The organism is Pseudomonas koreensis (assembly GCF_036668835.1).
Lineage (GTDB): Bacteria > Pseudomonadota > Gammaproteobacteria > Pseudomonadales > Pseudomonadaceae > Aquipseudomonas > Aquipseudomonas koreensis_I.
On sequence record NZ_JAZEVW010000003.1, the window covers coordinates 398,901 to 419,909 of the forward strand.

Below are 21,009 nucleotides of genomic sequence, written 5' to 3' on the forward strand. Positions count from 1 at the left end.
GGCTTAAGGCGTTTTGATTTCCAGACGGAAATCCAGCGCTTTCGGCGTCGGCGCGATGGCCTGGATGAAACTGGTCTGGGCGCCGTACATCATCTGGCTTTTCCAGACTTCTTCCTCGGCCACCGGGAAACCTTCTGCGCCAAGCCAGGCGAAGCGGTAGTAGAAAATCTTGTTGCTGTTGAGGGTGTTGCTCAACTGCACGTTGACGGTCATGAAGCCATTTTCGCGGGCGACGCGCATGGCGCCGACAACGATGTGTTTCTGCGGGCCCATGGCCACGACTTTGCTCGCGGCGCTGCCCGGCTCTGGTGGCGGCGGGGTGGCGCAGCCGCTCGCCAGCAAGGCGAGGGCGGCAACGGCGATGAGTTTGAAGCGCATGCAAAGACTCCGTTCTTAAGGTTGTTTGAGGCTGGCGACGCTGGTCGCAGCGGCATTCGGAACAACGCGGGCCGCGAGGCCACCGGCGAACACTTGATTGCCCACGGCGCGCAGGCTGATCACTTGGTAACGCTGGTCGACGCTGACCTTGATCACCGAGCCACCCACGGCGCTCGGCAGGGTGACCTGATGTTCGCCCTTCTTCAAGCGCAGACGCACCACCTGAGTGTTGTCTGGCAGCGTGCGCCATGTACGGGTATCGGCACCTTCGAGCACCGCTGAAGAAATACCCACGGCCAAGCCGGCCAGCGGGTTGGTTTCGTTGATCTGTTTTTGTGCCACGCCTTTGGTGATTGCCCGCACGGTGGTGCGCACGATGATCCCTGGCATATCGTCACGCAGCGCACGGCGCGACATGGCCGTGGTGCTGTTGAGCGCGGTCAGATCGACCTGCTTGCCATCGACGCCAATCTGCGCGAACGGCGCGGTGGAGGTGTCCGGTTTGATGATCGGGAACGACAGCGGGGTGATCACCACGTTATTGGAAATCGGCAACGGCAGCGGCACGCGGATCGAATCGCGGGCCGGGGCCAGACCGCTTTGCACCACAATCAGGATGTCGCTGTCGTCGGATTTGCCCGGCTTGTCGAGATTGACCAGCGCCTGCTCCAGCAGCGGAGTGTTGGGGCGCAACTCGGCGGCTTTGCGATAGCCCGGTGCAGCCAGGTCCTTCTCGCCCAGCGCTTCGTAAACGAAGCCGGCGAGGTAATGGCTGAACGCACTCTGGTAGCTGTTTTTCAGGCCCACCACTTCCGGGGCGTCGAGGCTGGCGACCGGATAACCCTGCAAATCCTTGTACTGGGTCTTGATGCCTTCTTTCTCGGCCTGTTCTTCGCTCTTGAGGTATTCCTTGTCGCGCAAATCAGCGATCACTGCTTCACGCTCGTGAGTGCGCTTGATCGCGGTGCGGGCGCCGTCGAAGTCGTTGACCGCCAGCAGGTTGAGAGCCATTTGCGTGGTCAGCATGACTTTCTCGTAGTCGTAGCCTTCGTAGCGACGGACTTTGTCGTTGACCAGGAAACTGCCGAACTGGGCAAGGTACTTTGCGCTGTCGAGCTTGACTGCATCTTCCCACTGACCGACCACCTGGTCGGCGCTGGTCCAGGCATTCTGACTGCCGGACAGGTCGCCCTTGGCGCGCAGTAGTTCACCTTTTTCGAAGTAATAAAGCAGGTCTTTGTCCGGGCCGCTGTTGTTCTTTTCCAGCAGGGTCAGTGCCGCGTCAACGTTGCCGGAGGCCAGTTGCTGGTTGGTCTGGGCCAGTTCGGAGTCGTAATTGCGAAAGGCCGAACAGCCCGAGAGCAGCGTGACGGCGCTGAGCGCGAGCAGAGTGGGAGCGCGGAATGCCATGGGTACTTCTTCCCTGAGTAGCGATAACTGCAGCCGCGGGTGCTGGTCGGGCTGATGTGACCGATCGACAGTGGCGCTGGCCTCCTGCCAATTCCTCTTGCAAGAGGAGCTTTGATGCCGGCTCGCGGGGGCGAGGGCGCGGCATTATAAGCGTGGCGTGATGGCTATGTAATGCCTTTTTGATGGCGCTCGATGCTTCGATGCCACTACCGCACCGATTCCGCCACCGCGCTTTGCGCTGCTGCACTGGAGGGCTGGAAGGCGCTGCCATTGGCAAAAAGCCTGGCGCCGAGGGCGCGCACGGTGATGACCTGACGATGCTGATCGATACGGATTTTCAGCGGCGCGCTGCCGACGGCACCAGGCAAGGCGATCGAGTGCTCACCTTGTTTCAGGCGCACGCGCACGACCTGGGTCAGATTGGGCAGTGTCCGCCAGGTGCGCGTGTCGGCGTGTTCGAAACCATCCCAATGCGTCACGTATGACGCTTTGCTCGGGTCGCGTCGGTTATCCCGGCCCTGCACGTCAGCCGCGAGGAAGGCTCGGTAGGTGGTGCGCTGGATGATGCCGGGCATGTCGTCGCGCAAGGTGCGCAAGGACATGTCAGTAATGCTGTTGACCATGGTCAGCTTCTTCTGCCGGCCATCGATGCTGATCTCGGCCAGCGACGGCGTTGAAGTGTCGGGCACCATCACCGGAAACGAGATGTTGGCGACGATGACCTGACCATCTTCCAGTTTGACTGGATAAGGCACACGCAGCGAACTGCGCGCTGGCGCGAGGCCGCTTTGCACGATGAACAGCACATCGCTCTCGCCAGCCTTGAGGCCGGGGCTGTCGAGGTCGCGCAGCGCCTGTTGGAAAAACGGCAGATCCGGGCGCAGCTCGATGGCCTGGCGGTAGCCGGGTGCAGCGAGGTCCTTTTCTCCCAGCGCTTCGTAGGTGAAGCCGGCGAGATAATGACTGAAGGCGCTCTGATAGCCGTTCTTCAGGGCGATCACCGCCGGTGCGTCGAGCATTACCACCGGATAACCCTGCAGATCCTTGTAATGCACGCGAACGCCCTGTTTTTTCGCTGCTTCTTCGACGCGTTCGTATTCCAGCTCGCGCTGTCGGGCGATCAATGCTTCGCGTTCGTGGGTTTTCTTGATGTCGGCGCGGGCACCGTCGAAGTCATTCACCGCCAATTGATTCAGAGCCATCTGCGTGGTCAGCATGACTTTTTCATAGTCATAACCGTCATAGCGACGCAGTTTGTCATTGATGATGCTGCCCCATTCCTTGCCCATCGCTGCCAACAGCTTGTCGCCTGTGGTTTCGATGGTGTCCTGGCGCTCAATGACCATTTGCTCGGCACTGCGCCAGGCGGCCTGACTCTGCGGCAGTGCGCCGCCCGCACTCAGCACCGCGCCCTTCTCGAAGTAATAGAGCAGGTCTTTTTGCTCGTCCGGGTTGTGCGCCTCGATCAAGGCGAGGGAGCCGTCAACGTTACCCTGCTTCAATTGCTCGGTGGTCTGCTCCAGCTCCAGATCGTAGTTGCGATAAGCCCCGCAGCCGACCAGTTGCACAATGGCGGTCAGCAGCAGCGAAAACAGCAGGCAATGGCGCATGGAGCAGGTCTTCCTTGAGGATTGCGGGCAGCTGCCCGTGGCGGGTGCCGATGGTGGCACAGTGCTTGGAGGTTGCAAAGATTCCCTGCCGATACCGAGAAAGCTTGAGGGAAATGAGTTCGAAGTGAACAATATGTAACTTCGCATTTCCATTTGAGACTCGTTCATGACTGCCTCGTCCCGATTGCTGGCCTGGCTGCTGTTCCCGTTGTTGGCCCTGAGCAGCCTGCCGCTGCTGGCCGATACCGTGGAAGGCGCGCCGCAGGCGTTGCACCTGCTCGATTACATCAGCGCGGATTATCCGCCAACGGTCGAGGCTGGGAAGGTCGTCGATGACGCCGAGTACCGCGAGCAACTGGAATTCACCCAGGCGCTGCAAGGGTTGATTGCCGGCATGCCAGCCAAACCGGAAAAAGCCGCCCTGGAGCAGGGCGTCAGCGCCTTGCACACTGCGATCAGCACCAGGCAGGACGGTGCCGATGTGGCGCGGCAGGCGCGGCAATTGGGCGCGCAACTGGCGGTGGCGTATGAAGTCAGCCAGGCGCCAATCATCACCCCCGACCCGACTCGCGGCGCACCGCTGTATGCGCAGAACTGCTCGGTGTGCCACGGCGACAGCGGTGCCGGTGACGGCCCGGCGGCGCTCGGCATGTCGCCGGCGCCAGCGAATCTGCGCGACGCGGCGCGGATCGATCACCTGAGCCTGTACGCAATCTATAACACCCTCGGCCAAGGCGTCGAAGGCACTGACATGCCGGCGTTTGCCGATCAGCTCGATGATCGGCAGCGCTGGGATCTGGCGACCTACATCGCTGGTTTCAGTGCCGATGCCACGGCTGCAAAAGCCGACAAGACCTACAACATCGCCGATCTGGCCCGCCAGACTCCGGCCGAAGTACAGGCCGCCGAAGGCCCGCAAGCTGCGGCGACGTTCCGTGCGCAACGAGCGCAGCCGCCGCAGGTCAAGCGTGGCCCGGCGCAGTTGCTCGACTACACCGCGGCGACGCTGGACAAGAGTCTGGCGGCCTACCGCGCCGGTGAGCACGATCAGGCGTACGACCTATCGGTGGCGGCGTATCTGGAAGGCTTCGAGTTGGTCGAAAGTTCGCTGGATAACGTCGACGCCAACGTGCGCAAGGACACCGAAAAAACGCTGATGGCGTATCGGCAATCCTTGCAGGACGGCCTGCCGGTCGAGCAGGCCGAGCAACGTCTGGACGCGGCCAAGGCCAAACTCAAGGAGTCGGCCGGTCTGTTGGGCAGCGATGGGCTGAGCTGGTCGCTGAGCTACATCTCCGGGCTGCTGATTCTGCTGCGCGAAGGCCTGGAAGCGATTCTGGTGCTGGCGGCGATCCTCGCGTTCTTGCGCAATACCGGCCAGCAATCGGCGGTGCGCAGTGTCAACGTTGGCTGGGGGCTGGCATTGCTGGCCGGCCTGGGCACCTGGGCGCTGGCGGCGTACGTAATCGACGTCAGCGGTTCGCAGCGTGAATTGCTTGAGGGCGCAACGGCTCTGTTCGCCAGCGTCATGGTGTTGTGGCTCGGCGTGTGGATGCACGATCGCCGGCATGCGGCCGCCTGGCAGGATTACATCAAGAGCAGTCTGGTCGGCGGCGGCGGGCGTTTCGGTTTTGCGATCCTCGCGTTCTTCTCGGTGTATCGCGAGCTGTTCGAAGTGATCCTGTTCTACGAAACCCTGTGGCTGCAGGCCGGACCTGCCGGGCACAACGCAGTGCTGGCGGGCGGGGCGACGGCGCTGGTGCTGCTGGTCGGGCTGGCGTGGGTGATCCTGCGCGGTTCGGCGAAACTGCCGCTGACGTTGTTCTTCAGCATCAACGCGGCGCTGCTGTGCGCGTTATCGGTGGTGTTTGCCGGGCATGGTGTGAAAGCGCTGCAAGAGGCTGGGATCTTCGGCACACGGCCTGTGGCGTTTTTCGACTTCGACTGGCTGGGGATTCACGCCGATGCCTATTCGTTGGCGGCGCAGGCGGTGGCGATCGTGGCGATTGTTGTGCTGTATGGGCGTAGTTGGGTGGCGGAGAAGCGCCGGATAACGGTTTAGAGGCATTCGCTGCGCTCATATTCGCGAGCAGGCTCGCTCCCACAGGGTCGGTGTGTATCCTGTGGGGCGAGCCTTTGTCTTTGGAGAAAGAAAATGCGTGTCTGGATCGATGCCGACGCCTGCCCGCGGGCGGCGAAGGATCTGGTGGTGAAATTCGCCCTCAAGCGCCAGTTCGAAGTGGTGCTGGTGGCCGGCCAGCCGCAAACCAAGCCGGGGCTGGCGATCGTCAAACTGATCGTGGTGCCGAGCGGGCCGGATGCGGCCGACGACTATCTGGTCGAGCACGCGGTGCCCGGTGAGCTGGTGATTTGCAGTGATATTCCGCTGGCCGACCGCTTGGTGAAGAAAGGCGTGGCAGCGCTGGATCCGCGCGGCAAGGAGTTCGATGCGCAGAACATGGGTGAGCGCCTGGCGGTGCGCAACCTGTTCACCGACCTGCGCGAACAAGGCCAGGTCAGCGGCGGCCCGGCGCCGTTCGGCGAGCGGGAGAAGCAGGCGTTTGCCAATGCCCTGGACCGGATCCTCACCCGGCTGACCCGCAAGCCCTGAGTCTTGCGCAAATCTTGTGGGAGCGAGCCTGCTCGCGAAAGCGATGTATCAGACACCCTTGAGTTGAATGACACAACGCTTTCGCGAGCAAGCTCGCTCCCACATTGGGTTTTGTATGCTGCCGGGGAGTCAGGCGTCGTTCTCGTGGGTCAACTCGAGCACGCGGTCGACCAGTTTGTTGATGCCGGACGCCGCTTCACTGATGGTCTGCGCCAGCATGTAGGCCGGGGTAGTGACGAGCTTGCGCGCCTTGTCTTCGACGATCTCGGTCACCGCGCACTCTTCGTGAGTCGCGCCCATTTTGCTCATGGCGGCGGCGGTGTCGGCATCGTTGCCGATGGTGCAGGTCACGCCCGGGCCGTAGATCTTCGCTGCCAGCACCGGGGAAATGCAGATCAGCCCGACTGGCTTGCCCGCTTCGGCAAACGCCTCGGCCAGGGCCAGCACTTCAGGTTGCACGCTGCAACCGGCGCCTTCGCTGGCAAAGTTCGAAAGGTTTTTCGCTGCACCGAAACCACCGGGCACGATCAGCGCGTCGAACTCCTCGACGTCGGCGTCGCGGATGTCCTTGACGTTGCCCCGGGCAATGCGCGCCGATTCCACCAGCACATTGCGCGACTCGGGCATCTCCTCGCCGGTCAGGTGATTGATCACATGTAATTGCGCGATGTTCGGCGCGAAGCACTGCACCTGCGCGCCGCGCTGGTCGAGCCGCAGCAGGGTGATGACGCTTTCCTGGATCTCGGCGCCGTCGTAGACGCCACTGCCGGACAGGATCACTGCAACTTTTTTGCTCATGGGTTTCTCTCCAGATTCATGGCGCTCAATGTCCACTAAATCGTCGCGCGTTGCCATAGGCGGAACGGGCGGCGGTATCGGGCACAGAACCCTCTCTTCATGGATCGCAACGGCGGCGGGGTGTTCATTTTTTGCTGGCAGCGCAAGCGTGCCGGGGGAGAGGGAACCGTGGTGCATGAAGACTCGGCGCAGAGGGCGCGGCCGCAGGCATGAGAGCGTGCGGCGCTTTATTCGGTCGGGGTCTTGGGTTCGGCTGGGCTGGACGCTTCGGTGTTGCGCAACTGTTCGGCCTCGGCTGCTTTGGTCAGTTGCTCGTCCTGATAAATCTGTTTGGCCAAGCGAGCGTTCTTGAAGCGCCGGCGCAGCCACAGCCCGAGGCCGAGGATCAGCAAGGCGCCGAGCACCCACAGCTCGTACTTCTTGATGCTGCCGAGCATGCCTTCGAGCACCGCACCGAAGTGATACGCGGCCGCTGCCAGTGCCGTGGCCCAGATCGCCGCGCCAATGCCGTTGAGCAACAGGTAACGTCCCGGCGGATAACCCGACAGGCCGATCGCCACCGGCATCACCGTGCGCAGACCATAAACAAAACGGAAACTCAGGACCCAGATGTCCGGATGCTTGCGGATATGCTCCAGCGCGCGGTCGCCCATCAGCTGCCAGCGTGGTTTGCGCGCGAGCAGTTTGCGCCCGTGCTTGCGGCCGAGGAAGTACCACAGTTGATCGCCGGCATAACTGCCGCAGAAGGCCACGACCACCACCAGGTTGATGTCCATGTATCCGCGGAACGCGAGGAAGCCTGCGAGCACCAGAATGGTTTCGCCTTCGAAGAACGTGCCGAGAAACAAGGCAAAGTAGCCAAAGTCGTGCAGAAATTGTTGGAGCATTGTCTGGGTGCTGGCGAAATGAACGCGCAGCCTAACCCTTCGGACACATTCATGAAAGTGTCCAAATGTGTCTCGACGTGAACATTTCCTACGCTGACAATGGAATGCGGCTACGTGACACGGGGCACACATAACTGTCATCTGTTGGTCATAATGGCCGTCTATAACTGTCACGCTCGCCCGTTTGCCCGGGCTCAGGAGTCCGCCGTGAGCTTTACCCCCGCCAATCGCCTGTTCCCAGCCACCCGTCTGCGTCGCAACCGCCGTGATGATTTTTCGCGTCGGCTGGTGCGGGAAAATGTGCTGACGGTCGATGACCTGATCCTGCCGGTGTTCGTGCTCGACGGTGAAAACCGCCGCGAAGCCGTGGCGTCGATGCCGGGCGTGGAGCGGCTGACGATCGACTTGCTGCTTGAAGAAGCGGCCAAGTGGGTTGAACTGGGGATTCCGGCATTGGCGCTGTTCCCGGTCACCCCACCGGAACTGAAATCCCTCGACGCTGCCCAAGCGTGGAACCCTGAAGGCATTGCCCAGCGCGCTACCCGCGCGCTGCGTCAGCGTTTCCCGGAACTGGGCGTCATCACCGACGTGGCGCTGGACCCGTTCACCACGCACGGCCAGGACGGCATCCTCGACGAAGACGGTTACGTGCAGAACGACATCACCGTCGATGCACTGGTCCGCCAGGCGCTGTCCCATGCCGAAGCGGGCGCGCAAGTCGTAGCGCCGTCGGACATGATGGACGGTCGCATCCAGGCCATTCGTGAAGCGCTGGAAATGGCGGGTCACGTCAACGTGCGGATCATGGCCTACTCGGCCAAGTACGCCAGCGCCTATTACGGCCCGTTCCGCGATGCGGTCGGGTCGGCCAGCAACCTTGGCAAAGCCAACAAGGCGTCCTACCAGATGGACCCGGCCAACAGCGACGAAGCGCTGCACGAAGTCGGTGCGGACTTGGCCGAAGGCGCGGACATGGTCATGGTCAAACCCGGCATGCCGTATCTGGACATTCTTTTCCGGGTAAAAGATGCCTTCAAGGTGCCGACCTTCGTCTATCAGGTCAGTGGCGAGTACGCCATGCACATGGCCGCAATTCAGAATGGCTGGTTGAGCGAAGCGGTGATTGTCGAATCACTGACCGCCTTTAAACGTGCCGGTGCAGATGGCATCCTGACTTACTTTGCCGTTCGTGCCGCTCAATTGTTACGAGAGCAGAAATAGCCCTCCCAGGAACATGCGATGAATACCGAAGGACTCACTGAAGTTGCCGTAAAAGAAGCTCAACCAGTGGTCGAGCAAATCGCCGAGACCCCGCCGGAACTCGAGCCTGCGCCACCCGCGCCGGTCGCCGAACCCGCAGCGGCGGTGCCGGCAATTGCCATCCCCGGCCTGGATGACAGCAGCCTGTACATCCACCGCGAGCTCTCGCAATTGCAGTTCAACATCCGCGTGCTGGAACAGGCGCTGGACGAGTCCTACCCGTTGCTGGAGCGCTTGAAGTTCCTGCTGATCTTCTCCAGCAACCTTGATGAATTCTTCGAAATCCGCGTCGCCGGGCTGAAAAAGCAGATCACCTTCGCCCGTGAACAGGCCGGCGCTGATGGCTTGCAGCCGCATCAGGCGCTGGCGCGGATCAGCGAGCTGGTCCACGGTCACGTTGATCGTCAGTACGCGATCCTCAACGACATTCTGCTGCCGGAACTGGAAAAGCATCAGGTGCGCTTCATCCGTCGGCGCAACTGGACGACCAAGCTCAAGACCTGGGTACGCCGCTATTTCCGCGACGAGATCGCGCCGATCATCACCCCGATCGGCCTCGACCCGACGCACCCGTTTCCGTTGCTGGTGAACAAGAGCTTGAACTTTATCGTCGAGCTCGAAGGTATCGACGCCTTTGGTCGCGACTCTGGTCTGGCGATCATCCCGGCGCCGCGTCTGCTGCCACGGATCATCAAGGTCCCGGAAGAAGTCGGCGGCGCCGGCGACAACTATGTATTCCTGTCGTCGATGATCCACGCCCACGCCGATGACCTGTTCCAGGGCATGAAGGTTAAAGGCTGCTACCAGTTCCGCCTGACCCGAAACGCCGACCTGGCGCTCGACTCCGAAGACGTCGAAGACCTGGCCCGCGCGCTGCGTGGCGAGTTGTTCTCGCGGCGCTACGGCGACGCGGTGCGTCTGGAAGTTGCCGACACTTGCCCGAAACACCTCTCGGACTACCTGCTCAAGCAGTTCAACTTGAGCGAGACCGAGCTGTATCAGGTCAACGGTCCGGTCAACCTGACGCGGTTGTTCAGCATCACCGGTCTGGACAGCCACCCGGAACTGCAATACACGCCGTTCACCCCGCAGATTCCGAAACTGCTGCAGAACAGCGAAAACATTTTCAGTGTGGTCAGCAAGCAGGACATCCTTCTGCTGCACCCGTTCGAGTCGTTTACCCCGGTGGTCGATCTGCTGCGTCAGGCGGCGAAAGACCCGCATGTGCTCGCCGTACGCCAGACCTTGTACCGCTCGGGCGCCAACTCGGAAATTGTCGATGCGCTGGTCGACGCCGCGCGTAACGGCAAGGAAGTCACCGCGGTCATCGAACTGCGCGCGCGGTTTGACGAGGAGTCCAACCTGCAACTGGCCAGCCGTCTGCAAGCGGCCGGTGCGGTGGTGATCTATGGCGTGGTCGGCTTCAAGACCCACGCCAAGATGATGCTGATCCTGCGTCGCGAGGCCGGCGAAATCGTGCGTTACGCGCACCTCGGTACCGGTAACTACCACGCCGGCAACGCCAAGCTCTACACCGACTACAGCCTGCTGACCTCCGACGACGCCTTGTGCGAAGACGTCGGCAAACTGTTCAGCCAGTTGATCGGCATGGGTAAGACCCTGCGCATGAAAAAGCTGCTGCATGCGCCGTTCACCCTGAAGAAAGGCATGCTCGACATGATCACCCGCGAGACGCAATTTGCGCTCGACGGCAAACCGGCGCACATCATCGCCAAGTTCAACTCGCTGACCGATCCGAAGATTATCCGCGCGCTGTACAAGGCCAGCCAGTCGGGCGTGCGCATCGATCTGGTGGTGCGCGGCATGTGCTGCCTGCGGCCGGGCATCGCCGGAGTTTCGCACAACATCCATGTGCGCTCGATCATCGGCCGCTTCCTTGAGCACACGCGGGTGTTTTACTTCCTTAACGGCGGCGACGAGCAGATGTTCCTCTCCAGCGCCGACTGGATGGAGCGCAACCTCGACAAGCGCGTCGAGACTTGCTTCCCGGTGGAAGGCAAAAAGTTGCTGACCCGTGTGAAGAAAGAGCTGGAGCTGTATTTGACCGACAATACCCACAGCTGGAGCTTGCAATCGGACGGTCGCTACATCCGCAATACGCCGACCGGCAATCAGAACCCGCGCAGTGCGCAGGCGACGTTGCTGGAGCGGTTGGGGAGTCCGATTTTGCCGGTGAGCAGTTGAGGCCTTGGCAAGTCAAAAGCCCCTCACCCTAGCCCTCTCCCAGAGGGAGAGGGGACTGACCGCGGTGTCTTGCGTTATACGCTGACCTGAGATTTCAAGTCGAACCTGAAATTTGAAGCCGGTGAAGATCGGCTCCCTCTCCCTCGGGAGAGGGCTGGGGTGAGGGGCTGCCTCGCACCGGCATTCAAGCCAAGCCCAATAAAAAAGGCGATCCCAACGGATCGCCTTTTTTGCGCATGCCCGCTAATCAGTGAACCGTCAGCACAATCCCCACCCGCGTCAGCCAGTCCGCCTCAAGCCCGAAATCCGCCTGGGTCAGCTGATTTTCATCCAGCCAGTTCTCCGGGAATTCCACCTCAAGGCTATCGCCATTGGCATGCAGCACCACCTGCGGCATCGCCTGCGTGCCGCGAATATGGTGGAACAGAATGGCAAAACGCAGCAGCACGCACAGGCGAATCAGCTTGATGCCGTCGTCGCCGAATTCGGCGAACTTGTCTTTGGGAATATTGCGTCGGTGGCCACGTACCAATAGCGCGAGCATTTGCTGGTCTTCACGGGAAAATCCGGCAAGGTCCGAGTGCTCGATCAGGTAGGCGCCGTGCTTGTGGTAGTGATAGTGCGCGATATCGAGGCCGACTTCGTGGACTTTCGCCGCCCAGCCGAGCAGTTCGCGCCAGATGCCGTCGTCCAGCTCCCAGTCTGCCGCGACCTGATCGAACGCGTGCAAGGCTTTGCGCTCGACCCGCGCCGCTTGTTCGAGGTCAACGTGGTAGCGCTCCATCAACGAGGTGAGGGTGCGTTCGCGCACGTCTTCGTGGTGATGGCGACCGAGCAGGTCATAGAGCACGCCCTCGCGCAGTGCGCCTTCGCAGTGATCCATACGTTGCAGTTCGAGGGCGTCGAAGATTGCTTCGAGAATCGCCAGACCGGCCGGGAAGATCGCGCGGCGGTCGGGTTTGATGCCTTCGAAATCGATCTTGTCGACATCACCGAGCTTGAACAGCCGGCGCTTGAGCCAGGCCAGGCCTTCGGCGTTGACTTCACCGGTGCCGTGGCCGCCGGCCTTCAGCGCCAGGCCGATGGCGCGAATGGTGCCCGAGGAGCCGATCGCTTCATCCCAGGTCAGGCGGTGCAGGGCGTGTTCGATGCTCATGATCTCCAGCCGCGCCGCGGTGTACGCCTGAGCGTAACGGGCCGGGGTGATCTTGCCGTCCTTGAAATAGCGCTGGGTGAAGCTGACGCAGCCCATCTGCAGGCTTTCGCGCAGCAGTGGCTCGAAGCGCTGACCAATGATGAACTCGGTACTGCCGCCGCCGATGTCGGCAACCAGACGTTTGCCCGGCGTATCGGCGAGGGTGTGTGACACGCCCAGGTAGATCAGGCGCGCTTCTTCACGACCGGAGATGACTTCCACCGGATGGCCGAGGATTTCTTCGGCGCGGTGGATGAACTCGATCCGGTTGCGCGCTTCACGCAGGGCGTTGGTGCCGACGATGCGCACGGCGCCCAGCGGCATGCCGTTGATCAGTTGGGCAAAGCGCTTGAGGCAGTCGAGACCGCGCTGCATCGATTCTTCGTTGAGCTGGCGCGCATCGTCGATGCCGGCGGCCAGTTGCACCTTTTCGCCGAGACGCTCGAGAATGCGGATCTCGCCATTCTGGGCCTTGGCCACGACCATGTGAAAGCTGTTGGAGCCCAGGTCGATTGCGGCGATCAGGGACAGATTCTTGGCTTGGGATTGCGGCATGATCAGGGAGTCTCGGTCGATAACCCCGCCATCGTGCCACGATCACACGCTGACGCCAACGCGCACGGTTCAAACCGTTGATCCTGCGCAGAAAAGCTTGAGACCGCGGCGCGACCATTCGCGAGCAGGCTCGCTCCCACACTGGAATGCATATCCCCTGTGGGAGCGAGCCTGCTCACGAAGGCGCCGGTAGGGGCTCCGGAGGGGCCTCAGGCTGTCGCTTCGACGGTGCCAATGAAATTCGCCAGCTCCGCCGTCTGCGGGTTGGCAAACAACACCTTCGGATCGCCCACTTCATGCACTTTGCCGTGGTGCATGAATACCAGCTTGTCGCCGACCTCGCGGGCGAAGCGCATTTCATGGGTGACCATGATCAGGGTCATGCCTTCCTTGGCCAGCTGCCGGACCACGGCGAGCACTTCGTTGACCAGTTCCGGGTCGAGCGCTGAGGTGATCTCGTCGCACAGCAACACCTTCGGCGACATCGCCAACGCCCGGGCGATCGCCACGCGCTGTTGCTGGCCGCCAGACAGCCGATCCGGGAAGGCGTCGAATTTCTCGCCCAGGCCGACCCGCTCGAGCATCTCGCGCGCCAGTTCGGCCGCTTTGGCCTTCGGCACTTTCTGCACCACCTGCGGCGCGAGCATGACGTTTTCGCCCACGGTCAGGTGCGGGAACAGGTTGAACTGCTGAAACACCATGCCGACTTTCTGCCGCAGGCTGCGCAGGTCGGCGCGGGCGGCGTCGAGGTATTCACCGTCGACTTCGATCACCCCGTCATTGATCGACTCCAGGCCATTGAGGGTGCGCAACAGGGTCGATTTGCCCGAGCCGCTGCGGCCGATGATCGCCACGACCTGGCCTTCCTCGACGCTGAGGTCGATGCCTTTGAGAACGTGGTGATCGCCGTAGTATTTATGCAGGGCGGAAATTCTAAGCAGAGGCATGCAGTCTCCTTTCCAGGTAGCGCGCACTGAGGGACAGGGGGTAGCAGAGCAGGAAATAGCCGAGGGCGACGAGGCCGTAGACCATGAACGGTTCGAACGTGGCGTTGGCGAGCATGCCGCCGGTCTTGGTCAGTTCGGTGAAACCGATGATCGAGGTCACAGCAGTGCCTTTGACCACCTGCACCGAGAAGCCCACGGTCGGCGCCACGGCGATGCGCAGCGCCTGCGGCAGGATCACGTAACGCAATTGCTCCAGCGGATTGAGCGCCAGGCTCGCCGAGGCTTCCCACTGGCCATGGGGGATCGACTCGACGCAGCCGCGCCAGATCTCCGCCAGATAGGCACTGGTGAACAGGGTCAGAGCAATCGCTGCGGCCATCCACGGCGAGATTTCGACCCCGGCCAGCGCCACGCCGAAAAACACCAGAAACAGCTGCATCAACAGTGGCGTGCCCTGAAACAGCTCGATCCAGGTGCGGGCGATACTGCTCGGCAGCGAGTTCTTCGAGATGCGCATGATCAGGATCAGCAACCCGACGATGCCGCCGCCGATGAACGCCACCAGCGACAGCGCCAGCGTCCATTGCAGGCCGGTGAGCAGGTTGCGCAGGATGTCCCAGAAGGTGAAGTCGCTCATGCCCGGCTCCTGCTGATATAGCGCCGGCCGATCCAGTTGAGCAATTGGCGGATCAACAGCGCCATGCACAGGTAGATCAGCGTGGTCAGCGCATAGGTTTCAAAGGCGCGGAAATTGCGCGACTGAATGAAGTTGGCCGCGAAACTCAGCTCTTCGGTGGCGATCTGCGAACACACCGCCGAGCCGAGCATGACGATGATGATCTGACTGCTCAGCGCCGGCCAGACCTTGCCCAGCGCCGGCAGCAGCACCACATGCCGGAACGCCTCGAAACGGCTCATCGCGAGTGCAGCAGCCGCCTCCAGTTGCCCGTGCGGAATCGCCTGGATGCCGGCGCGGATGATCTCGGTCGAATAAGCGCCAAGGTTGATCACCATCGCCAGCACGGCTGCCTGCCACTCGGAAATCTGCACGCCGAGCGACGGCAAGCCGAAGAAGATGAAAAACAACTGCACCAGAAACGGCGTGTTGCGAATCAACTCGACGTAAACGCCGAAGATTGCCGCGAACGGGCGGATATTCCACGCCCGCACCAGCGCGCCGACAATGCCGACGCCGACCCCGAGCACCGCGCCGATGGCGGTCAGCTCAAGGGTGAACAGCGCGCCGCGCAGCAGCAGGTCGGTGTTTTCCACCACCGGCAGGAAATCGAACTGATAAGCCATGAAATTCTCCCGCGCCGTCGATCAGAGATCGGCCGGCAGGGGTTCTTTCAACCAGGTCTGCGCGTTCTTTTCCAGCGCGCCGTCAGCCTTGGCGGTGGTCAGGATGTCGTTGACCTTCGCCAGCAGTGCGGCTTCGTTCTTGTTCACGCCGACATACACCGGCGAATCCTTGAGCTTCACTTTCAGCGCCGGCACACGTTTCGGGTTCTTCTCGCTGATCGCGACCATCACCACGTTGCCGCTGGCGATCAGGTCGACCTGGCCGGCGAGGTAGGCGGCGATGGTCGAGTTGTTGTCCTCGAAGCGCTTGATCGTGACGCCTTCGGGGGCGACTTTGCTCAGCTCGATGTCTTCGATGGCGCCACGGGTGACGCTGATGGTTTTGCCTTTGAGATCATCGAGACTGCTGATCGCAGCGTCTGGCGGGCCGAACACAGCGAGGTAGAACGGGGCGTAGGCGCGGGAGAAGTCGATGACTTTCTCGCGCTCGGGGTTCTTGCCGAGGCTGGAGATCACCAGGTCGACCTTGCCGGTTGTGAGGAACGGAATGCGGTTGGTGCTGTTGACCGGGGTCAGTTCGAGTTTGACCTTGAGCTGGTCGGCCAGCAGTTTCGCGGTGTCGATGTCCAGGCCGCGGGGTTTCATGTCCGGGCCGACCGAGCCGAACGGCGGGAAGTCCTGCGGCACCGCGACTTTCAGCGTGCCGCGCTTGACCACGTCGTCCAGACCGTCGGCATGAGCGGGAGCCTGGCACAGCAGCAGGCCGGCAAACAGGGAAGCGAGGAGGGCGCTGTAACGCTGGGTCATGGACAATCTCCGGATCGGCGGGAAGTGATTTCTGCGATCAGACAGAGCATGGGGCGTGCCAAGACTGCGCTTTCATTGCGCCAGGCCGCGGTTTCAGCGGCTTCGTTCGGTCTTACTGGTCTGAACAGTCAGGAGGCTTTTCGCACCCCGATGGCGCATCAGTGGTGCGCACCGAACCCCGCTGGGGCACGACTTGCCGGACCCGTCGAATAGCTTTACAACTAGCCGCACATTGACCTTGGCGCGTCCGAAAAACCATGAACTCGATTTCCCGTGCGGTACCCGAAGTGGCGCTGCAAGCGATCCGCAAACTGATTACCGAACAGGGTTTCGGCGCCGGCGACGCCTTGCCGTCGCAACGGGATCTGGCCCTGCAATTGGGGGTCAGCCGCGCGTCGTTGCGTGAAGCGCTGTCATCGCTGAGTGCGCTGGGCGTGGTCAGTATTCAGCCGGGCAAAGGGGTGTTCGTGCAGGCGCCGATGGAACTGGCCAATGGCGACAGCGCACCGGGATGGGCTTTTGCGGCGCAGGCCTCGCCGCTGGATATCTTTCAGTTGCGCTATGCGCTGGAAGGGTTTGCGGCGGGGTTGGCGGCGGTGACGCTGAGCACGTTCGACCTGGATGCGCTGGAGGACAACGTTGCGGCGATGCGTGAGCAATTGCGCGCCGGCGATTTCGAGGCAGCGGCAAAACTCGACTTCGAATTTCATCGACGGATTCTTCTGGCCAGCGGCAATCAGGCGATGCTGAGCATCCTCACCGCCAGCGCGGAGATCTTTCTCGAAAGCCAGAAACTACCGTTCATCCGCGCCGAACGCGCCATGGAAACCTGGCAGGAACACCGCAAGATCCTCCGCGCCCTGGCCCGCCGCGCCTCGGCTGCGGCGCAAAAAGCCATGCAGGAACATGTGCGCAACGCGGCCCTGCGCACTGGAATCGCGTTCATCGCCCCCGCCGCCGGCTGACTTGAACCATACCCAAACTCATCAGTCACCATAGCAAGACTCAATCAACTGCGGCTTCCTGAACACGGGAAGGGCGGCTATGATGGGCCACGTTTTTTTGCTTACAACCTGGAGAATTCCATGAGCAGCGATCTGATCAAACACGTTAGCGACGCTAGCTTCGAAGCTGACGTACTCAAGGCCGAAGGCGCTGTCCTGGTCGACTACTGGGCTGAATGGTGCGGCCCTTGCAAAATGATCGCACCGGTTCTGGACGAGATTGCCGAGACCTACAAGGGCAAGCTGACCGTCGCCAAACTGAACATCGACGAAAACCAGGAAACCCCGGCCAAGCATGGCGTGCGTGGTATCCCGACGCTGATGCTGTTCAAGAACGGCAACGTTGAAGCGACCAAGGTCGGCGCGCTGTCGAAGTCGCAGCTGGCGGCTTTCCTCGACGCCAACATCTAAGCGTCGCGGTAAAACGTTAAAAAAAGCCCCGCAAATCGCGGGGCTTTTTGCGTATTCAGGGCTAGACGCTCCGAAACTCAGGTGGTACATTCGGCCCCGCACTGGTTTCTCCACTGCCCCCTGCTAGCCGTCGCCGACGCACTCCTTTTCGAATTAGTTCGCGATCCTGTCGCCTTCTCCGCGGCGCGGCCTCATTAAGCCAAAAGCTTAATTTCCCCCCTCCATAAATGATTACGTCATTCCTATATGAATCTGACTGAACTCAAGCAAAAGCCGATTACCGAACTGCTCGAATTAGCCGAACAGATGGGCATAGAAAATATGGCCCGTTCGCGCAAGCAGGACGTGATTTTCTCCCTGCTGAAAAAACACGCGAAAAGCGGCGAGGAAATCTCCGGTGATGGCGTGCTGGAGATTCTCCAGGACGGCTTCGGCTTCCTGCGCTCCGCAGACGCTTCCTACCTGGCCGGCCCGGACGATATCTACGTCTCGCCGAGCCAGATCCGCCGCTTCAACTTGCGCACCGGTGACACCATCGTTGGCAAGATCCGCCCTCCGAAGGAAGGCGAGCGGTATTTCGCACTGCTCAAGGTCGACACGATCAACTTCGATCGTCCGGAGAACGCGAAAAACAAGATTCTCTTCGAGAACCTGACCCCGCTGTTCCCGACCGTGCGCATGAAGATGGAAGCCGGCAACGGTTCCACCGAAGACCTGACCGGTCGGGTGATCGACCTGTGCGCCCCGATCGGCAAAGGCCAGCGTGGTCTGATCGTTGCACCGCCAAAAGCCGGTAAGACGATCATGTTGCAGAACATCGCGGCGAACATCGCGCGTAACAACCCTGAAGTGCACCTGATCGTGCTGCTGATCGACGAACGTCCGGAAGAAGTGACCGAAATGCAGCGCACCGTGCGCGGCGAAGTGGTTGCCTCGACCTTCGACGAGCCGCCGACCCGTCACGTCCAGGTTGCCGAAATGGTGATCGAGAAGGCCAAGCGCCTGGTCGAACACAAGAAAGACGTGGTGATCCTGCTCGACTCCATCACCCGTCTGGCCCGTGCCTACAACACCGTGATCCCAAGCTCCGGCAAGGTCCTCACCGGTGGTGTCGATGCCCACGCCCTGGAGAAGCCAAAGCGTTTCTTCGGTGCCGCGCGTAACATCGAAGAAGGCGGCTCGTTGACCATTATCGCCACCGCGCTGGTTGAAACCGGCTCGAAGATGGACGAAGTGATCTACGAAGAGTTCAAGGGTACCGGCAACATGGAACTGCCGCTGGATCGCAAGATCGCTGAAAAGCGTGTGTTCCCGGCGATCAACATCAACCGCTCCGGCACCCGCCGCGAAGAGTTGCTGACGGCCGACGACGAACTGCAGCGCATGTGGATTCTGCGCAAGCTGCTGCACCCGATGGACGAAGTCGCTGCCATCGAGTTCCTGGTCGACAAGCTGAAAACGACCAAGACCAACGACGAGTTCTTCTTGTCGATGAAGCGCAAGTAACACGCAAGCCGTTGAAAGGAGCGCTCCGTAAGGGGCGCTTTTTTTTGTCCGCGATTTATTTGTATCTGGATTGAAGTATGCGCGGCTGCTAACGTCGCGCCTTCAAGGGATTCTGTATCCAGAACAGGTAAGGTTTTTCATGCACACGTTTGGCAATCGCCGTGATATCGACGGTTTACGCGCACTTGCGGTTCTTCCCGTCGTGCTGTTCCATTTCGGATTCAATACATTCAGCGGCGGCTTCGTCGGCGTCGACGTTTTTTTCGTCATCTCCGGTTTTCTGATCACCTCGATCCTGTTCCGTGAAATCAGTGCCCAGCGCTTCAGCTTCCTCGATTTCTGGGGTCGTCGTGCACGGCGTATCCTGCCGGCATTGACCGTGGTCGTGGTGGTGACGCTGGCGCTGGGCTGGTTGTTGCTGACCGCCAAGGACCTGTCCGATCTGGGGCGGACGATCCGTTACCAGTCGCTGTTCATTTCCAACATCCTGTTCATGCGCGAGGATGGCTACTTCGAGCCGGCCTCCGATCTCAAACCCTTATTGCATACCTGGTCGCTGGCGGTGGAAGAGCAGTACTACATTTTCTTCCCACTGATGATGGTGCTGTTGATGCGCTATGTCCGGCACTGGCGCTGGATGCTGTTCGCCGTGCTGCTGGTGTCGTTCGGGCTGAACATCGTCTACATCGAGCGCCGCCCGGAATTCGCCTTCTTCTCTCTGCCGACCCGCGCCTGGGAATTGCTCTGCGGCGCGATGCTCGCGGTGTTGCCGGCCGCCAAACATGCGCCGCGCCTGTGGGTCCGGCAGACGGTCGGCCTGGCCGGACTGGCGGCGGTGCTGCTGGCGGTCTTCACCTTTGACAAATCCACGGTGTTCCCGGGCTGGGCAGCCTTGCTGCCGGTGCTCGGTACGACGGCATTGATCTGGTCGGGCGCGCGCGGCCCGACCCTGGCTGGCCAGTTGTTGAGCTTGCGGGCGATGGTGTGGATCGGTTTGCTGTCGTACTCGTTGTATCTGTGGCACTGGCCGATTTACGTGTACGCCAACGCGATCTCCATCGACGGCATCCAGCCGCTTGAAGCACTTGGCTGGATCGCCCTGGCCATGGCACTGGCGTGGCTGAGCCTGCGCTATGTCGAACTGCCGTTTCGCGAAAAGCGTGTGTTTGCCAGCCGTAACTCGGTGCTGGTCGGTGGCCTGGTTTCCATTGCCGCCCTGGCGGTGGTTGGCTCGGCCATTCGTTCGGCGGACGGCGTGCCGCAGCGTCTGAGCGGCAAGGCACTTGAGTATGCGCAGTCCCAGGAATGGAACGCCGGGCAAATGAAGTGCATGCACATGAGCAAGGACAAGACCCTGGACAAGGCCTGTCGCGTGGGCGGTGACCAGCAGATCGCGCCGACCAAGATGTTCTGGGGCGACAGCCACACCGCCGCACTGCTGCCGGCCATCGAAGGCAACAGCCAGCGTGACGGCCAGCCCGTTTGGCTGTATAGCCTGACCGGGTGCCCACCGATCATTGACGACGCCCTCCGTGCGCAATGCAAGCAGTTCAATCAGCGCAACATGCAGTTGGTCCGTGATCTGGGCATCAAGGACGTGGTGCTGGCGGCGAACTGGAGCCTATACGTCTACGGGCGTGAAGACGGCGACGGCGACAAGCAGTTCCTGCTCGATCCTTCGCGCAATGTGGCGCAGTCGGAGAAACGCATGGCGGCGGCGATCAAGGCGCAAGTCAGCGAACTGCGTGAGGCCGGAGTGCAGGTCTGGTTGTTCAAGGAGGTGCCGCTGCAGCACAAGAGTTACATCAGCCGCCTGACCAGTCTGGCGCGGATTGGCCGCTCGGCCGAAGGGCTCGGTCGCCCGCTAAGCGAGCATCTGGCGCGGCAGCAGTTTTTCACCGGTCTGTTCGGCTCGATGAGCGCTGCCGATTCCGGCGTGCATGTCATCGACCCGACGCCGCTGATGTGCAAGGACGGCCTGTGCATGATCGATGTCGACGGCCATTCGCAATACAAGGATGCCGATCATCTTTCCGACGCCGGCAGCGCGCGTTTGAGCCCGCTGTTTGCGCCGATGTTGCTGGGCACCAGCCGCCAATGAGCGATGCCGGGCACTGACGGGC

The 21,009-nt window shown here is 61.4% G+C and carries 18 protein-coding genes; 8 read left to right on the forward strand and 10 right to left on the reverse strand.

Annotated elements, in window-relative coordinates:
- Nucleotides 1–3: 3 nt before the first annotated feature.
- The 3 genes from V6F91_RS11030 to V6F91_RS11040 form a co-directional block, all read right to left on the reverse strand.
- The gene (locus V6F91_RS11030; protein WP_093097162.1) at nt 4–378 is read right to left on the reverse strand and encodes a YcfL family protein; all 375 of its coding nucleotides are present in this window, start codon (nt 376–378) and stop codon (nt 4–6) included.
- 15 nt (nt 379–393) lie between these two features.
- A complete protein-coding gene (locus V6F91_RS11035) occupies nt 394–1,788 on the reverse strand; it encodes a hypothetical protein (protein WP_332764285.1) in 1,395 nt (464 codons plus the stop codon).
- Between the two features lie 206 nt (nt 1,789–1,994).
- Nucleotides 1,995–3,398, reverse strand: a complete 1,404-nt coding sequence (locus tag V6F91_RS11040) for a hypothetical protein (protein ID WP_332764287.1) — start codon at nt 3,396–3,398, stop codon at nt 1,995–1,997.
- A 166-nt stretch (nt 3,399–3,564) separates the two neighbouring features.
- Between V6F91_RS11040 and V6F91_RS11045 the strand changes: the two genes are divergently transcribed.
- Together V6F91_RS11045 and V6F91_RS11050 are read left to right on the forward strand one after the other, a co-directional pair.
- Nucleotides 3,565–5,460 carry an FTR1 family protein gene (locus V6F91_RS11045; protein WP_332764289.1) on the forward strand — a complete coding sequence of 632 codons (1,896 nt, stop codon included), beginning with the start codon at nt 3,565–3,567 and terminating at the stop codon, nt 5,458–5,460.
- 93 nt (nt 5,461–5,553) lie between these two features.
- Nucleotides 5,554–6,009, forward strand: coding sequence for a YaiI/YqxD family protein (locus V6F91_RS11050; RefSeq protein WP_332764291.1), 456 nt, complete (start codon nt 5,554–5,556; stop codon nt 6,007–6,009).
- A 129-nt stretch (nt 6,010–6,138) separates the two neighbouring features.
- Here the strand turns inward: V6F91_RS11050 and elbB are convergent, their stop codons facing one another.
- On the reverse strand, nt 6,139–6,807 hold the full coding sequence (gene elbB, locus V6F91_RS11055) for an isoprenoid biosynthesis glyoxalase ElbB (protein WP_332764292.1): 669 nt from the start codon (nt 6,805–6,807) through the stop codon (nt 6,139–6,141).
- 227 nt (nt 6,808–7,034) lie between these two features.
- A complete protein-coding gene (locus V6F91_RS11060) occupies nt 7,035–7,694 on the reverse strand; it encodes a DedA family protein (protein ID WP_332764294.1) in 660 nt (219 codons plus the stop codon).
- Nucleotides 7,695–7,901: 207 nt separating this feature from the next.
- Here V6F91_RS11060 and hemB point away from each other — a divergent pair, with 207 nt between their 5' ends.
- Nucleotides 7,902–8,915 carry a porphobilinogen synthase gene (hemB, locus tag V6F91_RS11065; RefSeq protein ID WP_332764296.1) on the forward strand — a complete coding sequence of 338 codons (1,014 nt, stop codon included), beginning with the start codon at nt 7,902–7,904 and terminating at the stop codon, nt 8,913–8,915.
- Nucleotides 8,916–8,933: 18 nt separating this feature from the next.
- Complete coding sequence (gene ppk1 / locus V6F91_RS11070) at nt 8,934–11,159, forward strand: polyphosphate kinase 1 (RefSeq protein ID WP_208939307.1); 2,226 nt, start codon at nt 8,934–8,936, stop codon at nt 11,157–11,159.
- A gap of 247 nt (nt 11,160–11,406) precedes the next feature.
- Here the strand turns inward: ppk1 and ppx are convergent, their stop codons facing one another.
- The 5 genes from ppx to V6F91_RS11095 form a co-directional block, all read right to left on the reverse strand.
- Nucleotides 11,407–12,909 (reverse strand): exopolyphosphatase, encoded by a 1,503-nt coding sequence (ppx, locus tag V6F91_RS11075; RefSeq protein ID WP_208939308.1) that lies wholly within the window; start codon nt 12,907–12,909, stop codon nt 11,407–11,409.
- A gap of 209 nt (nt 12,910–13,118) precedes the next feature.
- Nucleotides 13,119–13,856 carry an amino acid ABC transporter ATP-binding protein gene (locus V6F91_RS11080; protein WP_203419941.1) on the reverse strand — a complete coding sequence of 246 codons (738 nt, stop codon included), beginning with the start codon at nt 13,854–13,856 and terminating at the stop codon, nt 13,119–13,121.
- Nucleotides 13,843–14,493 carry an amino acid ABC transporter permease gene (locus V6F91_RS11085; RefSeq protein WP_208939309.1) on the reverse strand — a complete coding sequence of 217 codons (651 nt, stop codon included), beginning with the start codon at nt 14,491–14,493 and terminating at the stop codon, nt 13,843–13,845. The genes V6F91_RS11080 and V6F91_RS11085 overlap by 14 nt, the downstream gene beginning before the upstream one ends.
- Nucleotides 14,490–15,158: an amino acid ABC transporter permease gene (locus V6F91_RS11090; protein WP_332764300.1), complete on the reverse strand. Its 669-nt coding sequence runs from the start codon at nt 15,156–15,158 to the stop codon at nt 14,490–14,492. Before V6F91_RS11090 ends, V6F91_RS11085 begins: the two co-directional genes overlap by 4 nt.
- 21 nt (nt 15,159–15,179) lie before the next feature.
- Nucleotides 15,180–15,965 carry a transporter substrate-binding domain-containing protein gene (locus V6F91_RS11095; RefSeq protein ID WP_090287367.1) on the reverse strand — a complete coding sequence of 262 codons (786 nt, stop codon included), beginning with the start codon at nt 15,963–15,965 and terminating at the stop codon, nt 15,180–15,182.
- A 257-nt stretch (nt 15,966–16,222) separates the two neighbouring features.
- Between V6F91_RS11095 and V6F91_RS11100 the strand changes: the two genes are divergently transcribed.
- The 4 genes from V6F91_RS11100 (at nt 16,223) to V6F91_RS11115 (ending at nt 20,987) form a co-directional block, all read left to right on the forward strand.
- The gene (locus V6F91_RS11100) at nt 16,223–16,930 is read left to right on the forward strand and encodes a FadR/GntR family transcriptional regulator (RefSeq protein ID WP_332764304.1); all 708 of its coding nucleotides are present in this window, start codon (nt 16,223–16,225) and stop codon (nt 16,928–16,930) included.
- A 120-nt stretch (nt 16,931–17,050) separates the two neighbouring features.
- Complete coding sequence (trxA, locus tag V6F91_RS11105) at nt 17,051–17,380, forward strand: thioredoxin TrxA (protein WP_003206727.1); 330 nt, start codon at nt 17,051–17,053, stop codon at nt 17,378–17,380.
- Nucleotides 17,381–17,626: 246 nt separating this feature from the next.
- Nucleotides 17,627–18,886 carry a transcription termination factor Rho gene (gene rho, locus V6F91_RS11110; protein WP_003229334.1) on the forward strand — a complete coding sequence of 420 codons (1,260 nt, stop codon included), beginning with the start codon at nt 17,627–17,629 and terminating at the stop codon, nt 18,884–18,886.
- 139 nt (nt 18,887–19,025) lie between these two features.
- On the forward strand, nt 19,026–20,987 hold the full coding sequence (locus V6F91_RS11115) for an acyltransferase family protein (protein ID WP_332764306.1): 1,962 nt from the start codon (nt 19,026–19,028) through the stop codon (nt 20,985–20,987).
- Nucleotides 20,988–21,009: the final 22 nt, after the last annotated feature.

Coding starts and splice junctions, on each gene's coding strand:
- V6F91_RS11045 (WP_332764289.1), top strand. CDS start 3,565: ATGACTGCCTCGTCCCGATTGCTGGCCTGGCTGCTGTTCCCGTTGTTG.
- V6F91_RS11060 (WP_332764294.1), bottom strand. CDS start 7,694: ATGCTCCAACAATTTCTGCACGACTTTGGCTACTTTGCCTTGTTTCTC.
- ppx (WP_208939308.1), bottom strand. CDS start 12,909: ATGCCGCAATCCCAAGCCAAGAATCTGTCCCTGATCGCCGCAATCGAC.
- ppk1 (WP_208939307.1), top strand. CDS start 8,934: ATGAATACCGAAGGACTCACTGAAGTTGCCGTAAAAGAAGCTCAACCA.
- V6F91_RS11115 (WP_332764306.1), top strand. CDS start 19,026: ATGCACACGTTTGGCAATCGCCGTGATATCGACGGTTTACGCGCACTT.
- V6F91_RS11085 (WP_208939309.1), bottom strand. CDS start 14,493: ATGAGCGACTTCACCTTCTGGGACATCCTGCGCAACCTGCTCACCGGC.
- V6F91_RS11100 (WP_332764304.1), top strand. CDS start 16,223: ATGAACTCGATTTCCCGTGCGGTACCCGAAGTGGCGCTGCAAGCGATC.
- V6F91_RS11035 (WP_332764285.1), bottom strand. CDS start 1,788: ATGGCATTCCGCGCTCCCACTCTGCTCGCGCTCAGCGCCGTCACGCTG.
- V6F91_RS11050 (WP_332764291.1), top strand. CDS start 5,554: ATGCGTGTCTGGATCGATGCCGACGCCTGCCCGCGGGCGGCGAAGGAT.
- rho (WP_003229334.1), top strand. CDS start 17,627: ATGAATCTGACTGAACTCAAGCAAAAGCCGATTACCGAACTGCTCGAA.
- elbB (WP_332764292.1), bottom strand. CDS start 6,807: ATGAGCAAAAAAGTTGCAGTGATCCTGTCCGGCAGTGGCGTCTACGAC.
- V6F91_RS11030 (WP_093097162.1), bottom strand. CDS start 378: ATGCGCTTCAAACTCATCGCCGTTGCCGCCCTCGCCTTGCTGGCGAGC.
- trxA (WP_003206727.1), top strand. CDS start 17,051: ATGAGCAGCGATCTGATCAAACACGTTAGCGACGCTAGCTTCGAAGCT.
- V6F91_RS11080 (WP_203419941.1), bottom strand. CDS start 13,856: ATGCCTCTGCTTAGAATTTCCGCCCTGCATAAATACTACGGCGATCAC.
- V6F91_RS11040 (WP_332764287.1), bottom strand. CDS start 3,398: ATGCGCCATTGCCTGCTGTTTTCGCTGCTGCTGACCGCCATTGTGCAA.
- V6F91_RS11090 (WP_332764300.1), bottom strand. CDS start 15,158: ATGGCTTATCAGTTCGATTTCCTGCCGGTGGTGGAAAACACCGACCTG.
- V6F91_RS11095 (WP_090287367.1), bottom strand. CDS start 15,965: ATGACCCAGCGTTACAGCGCCCTCCTCGCTTCCCTGTTTGCCGGCCTG.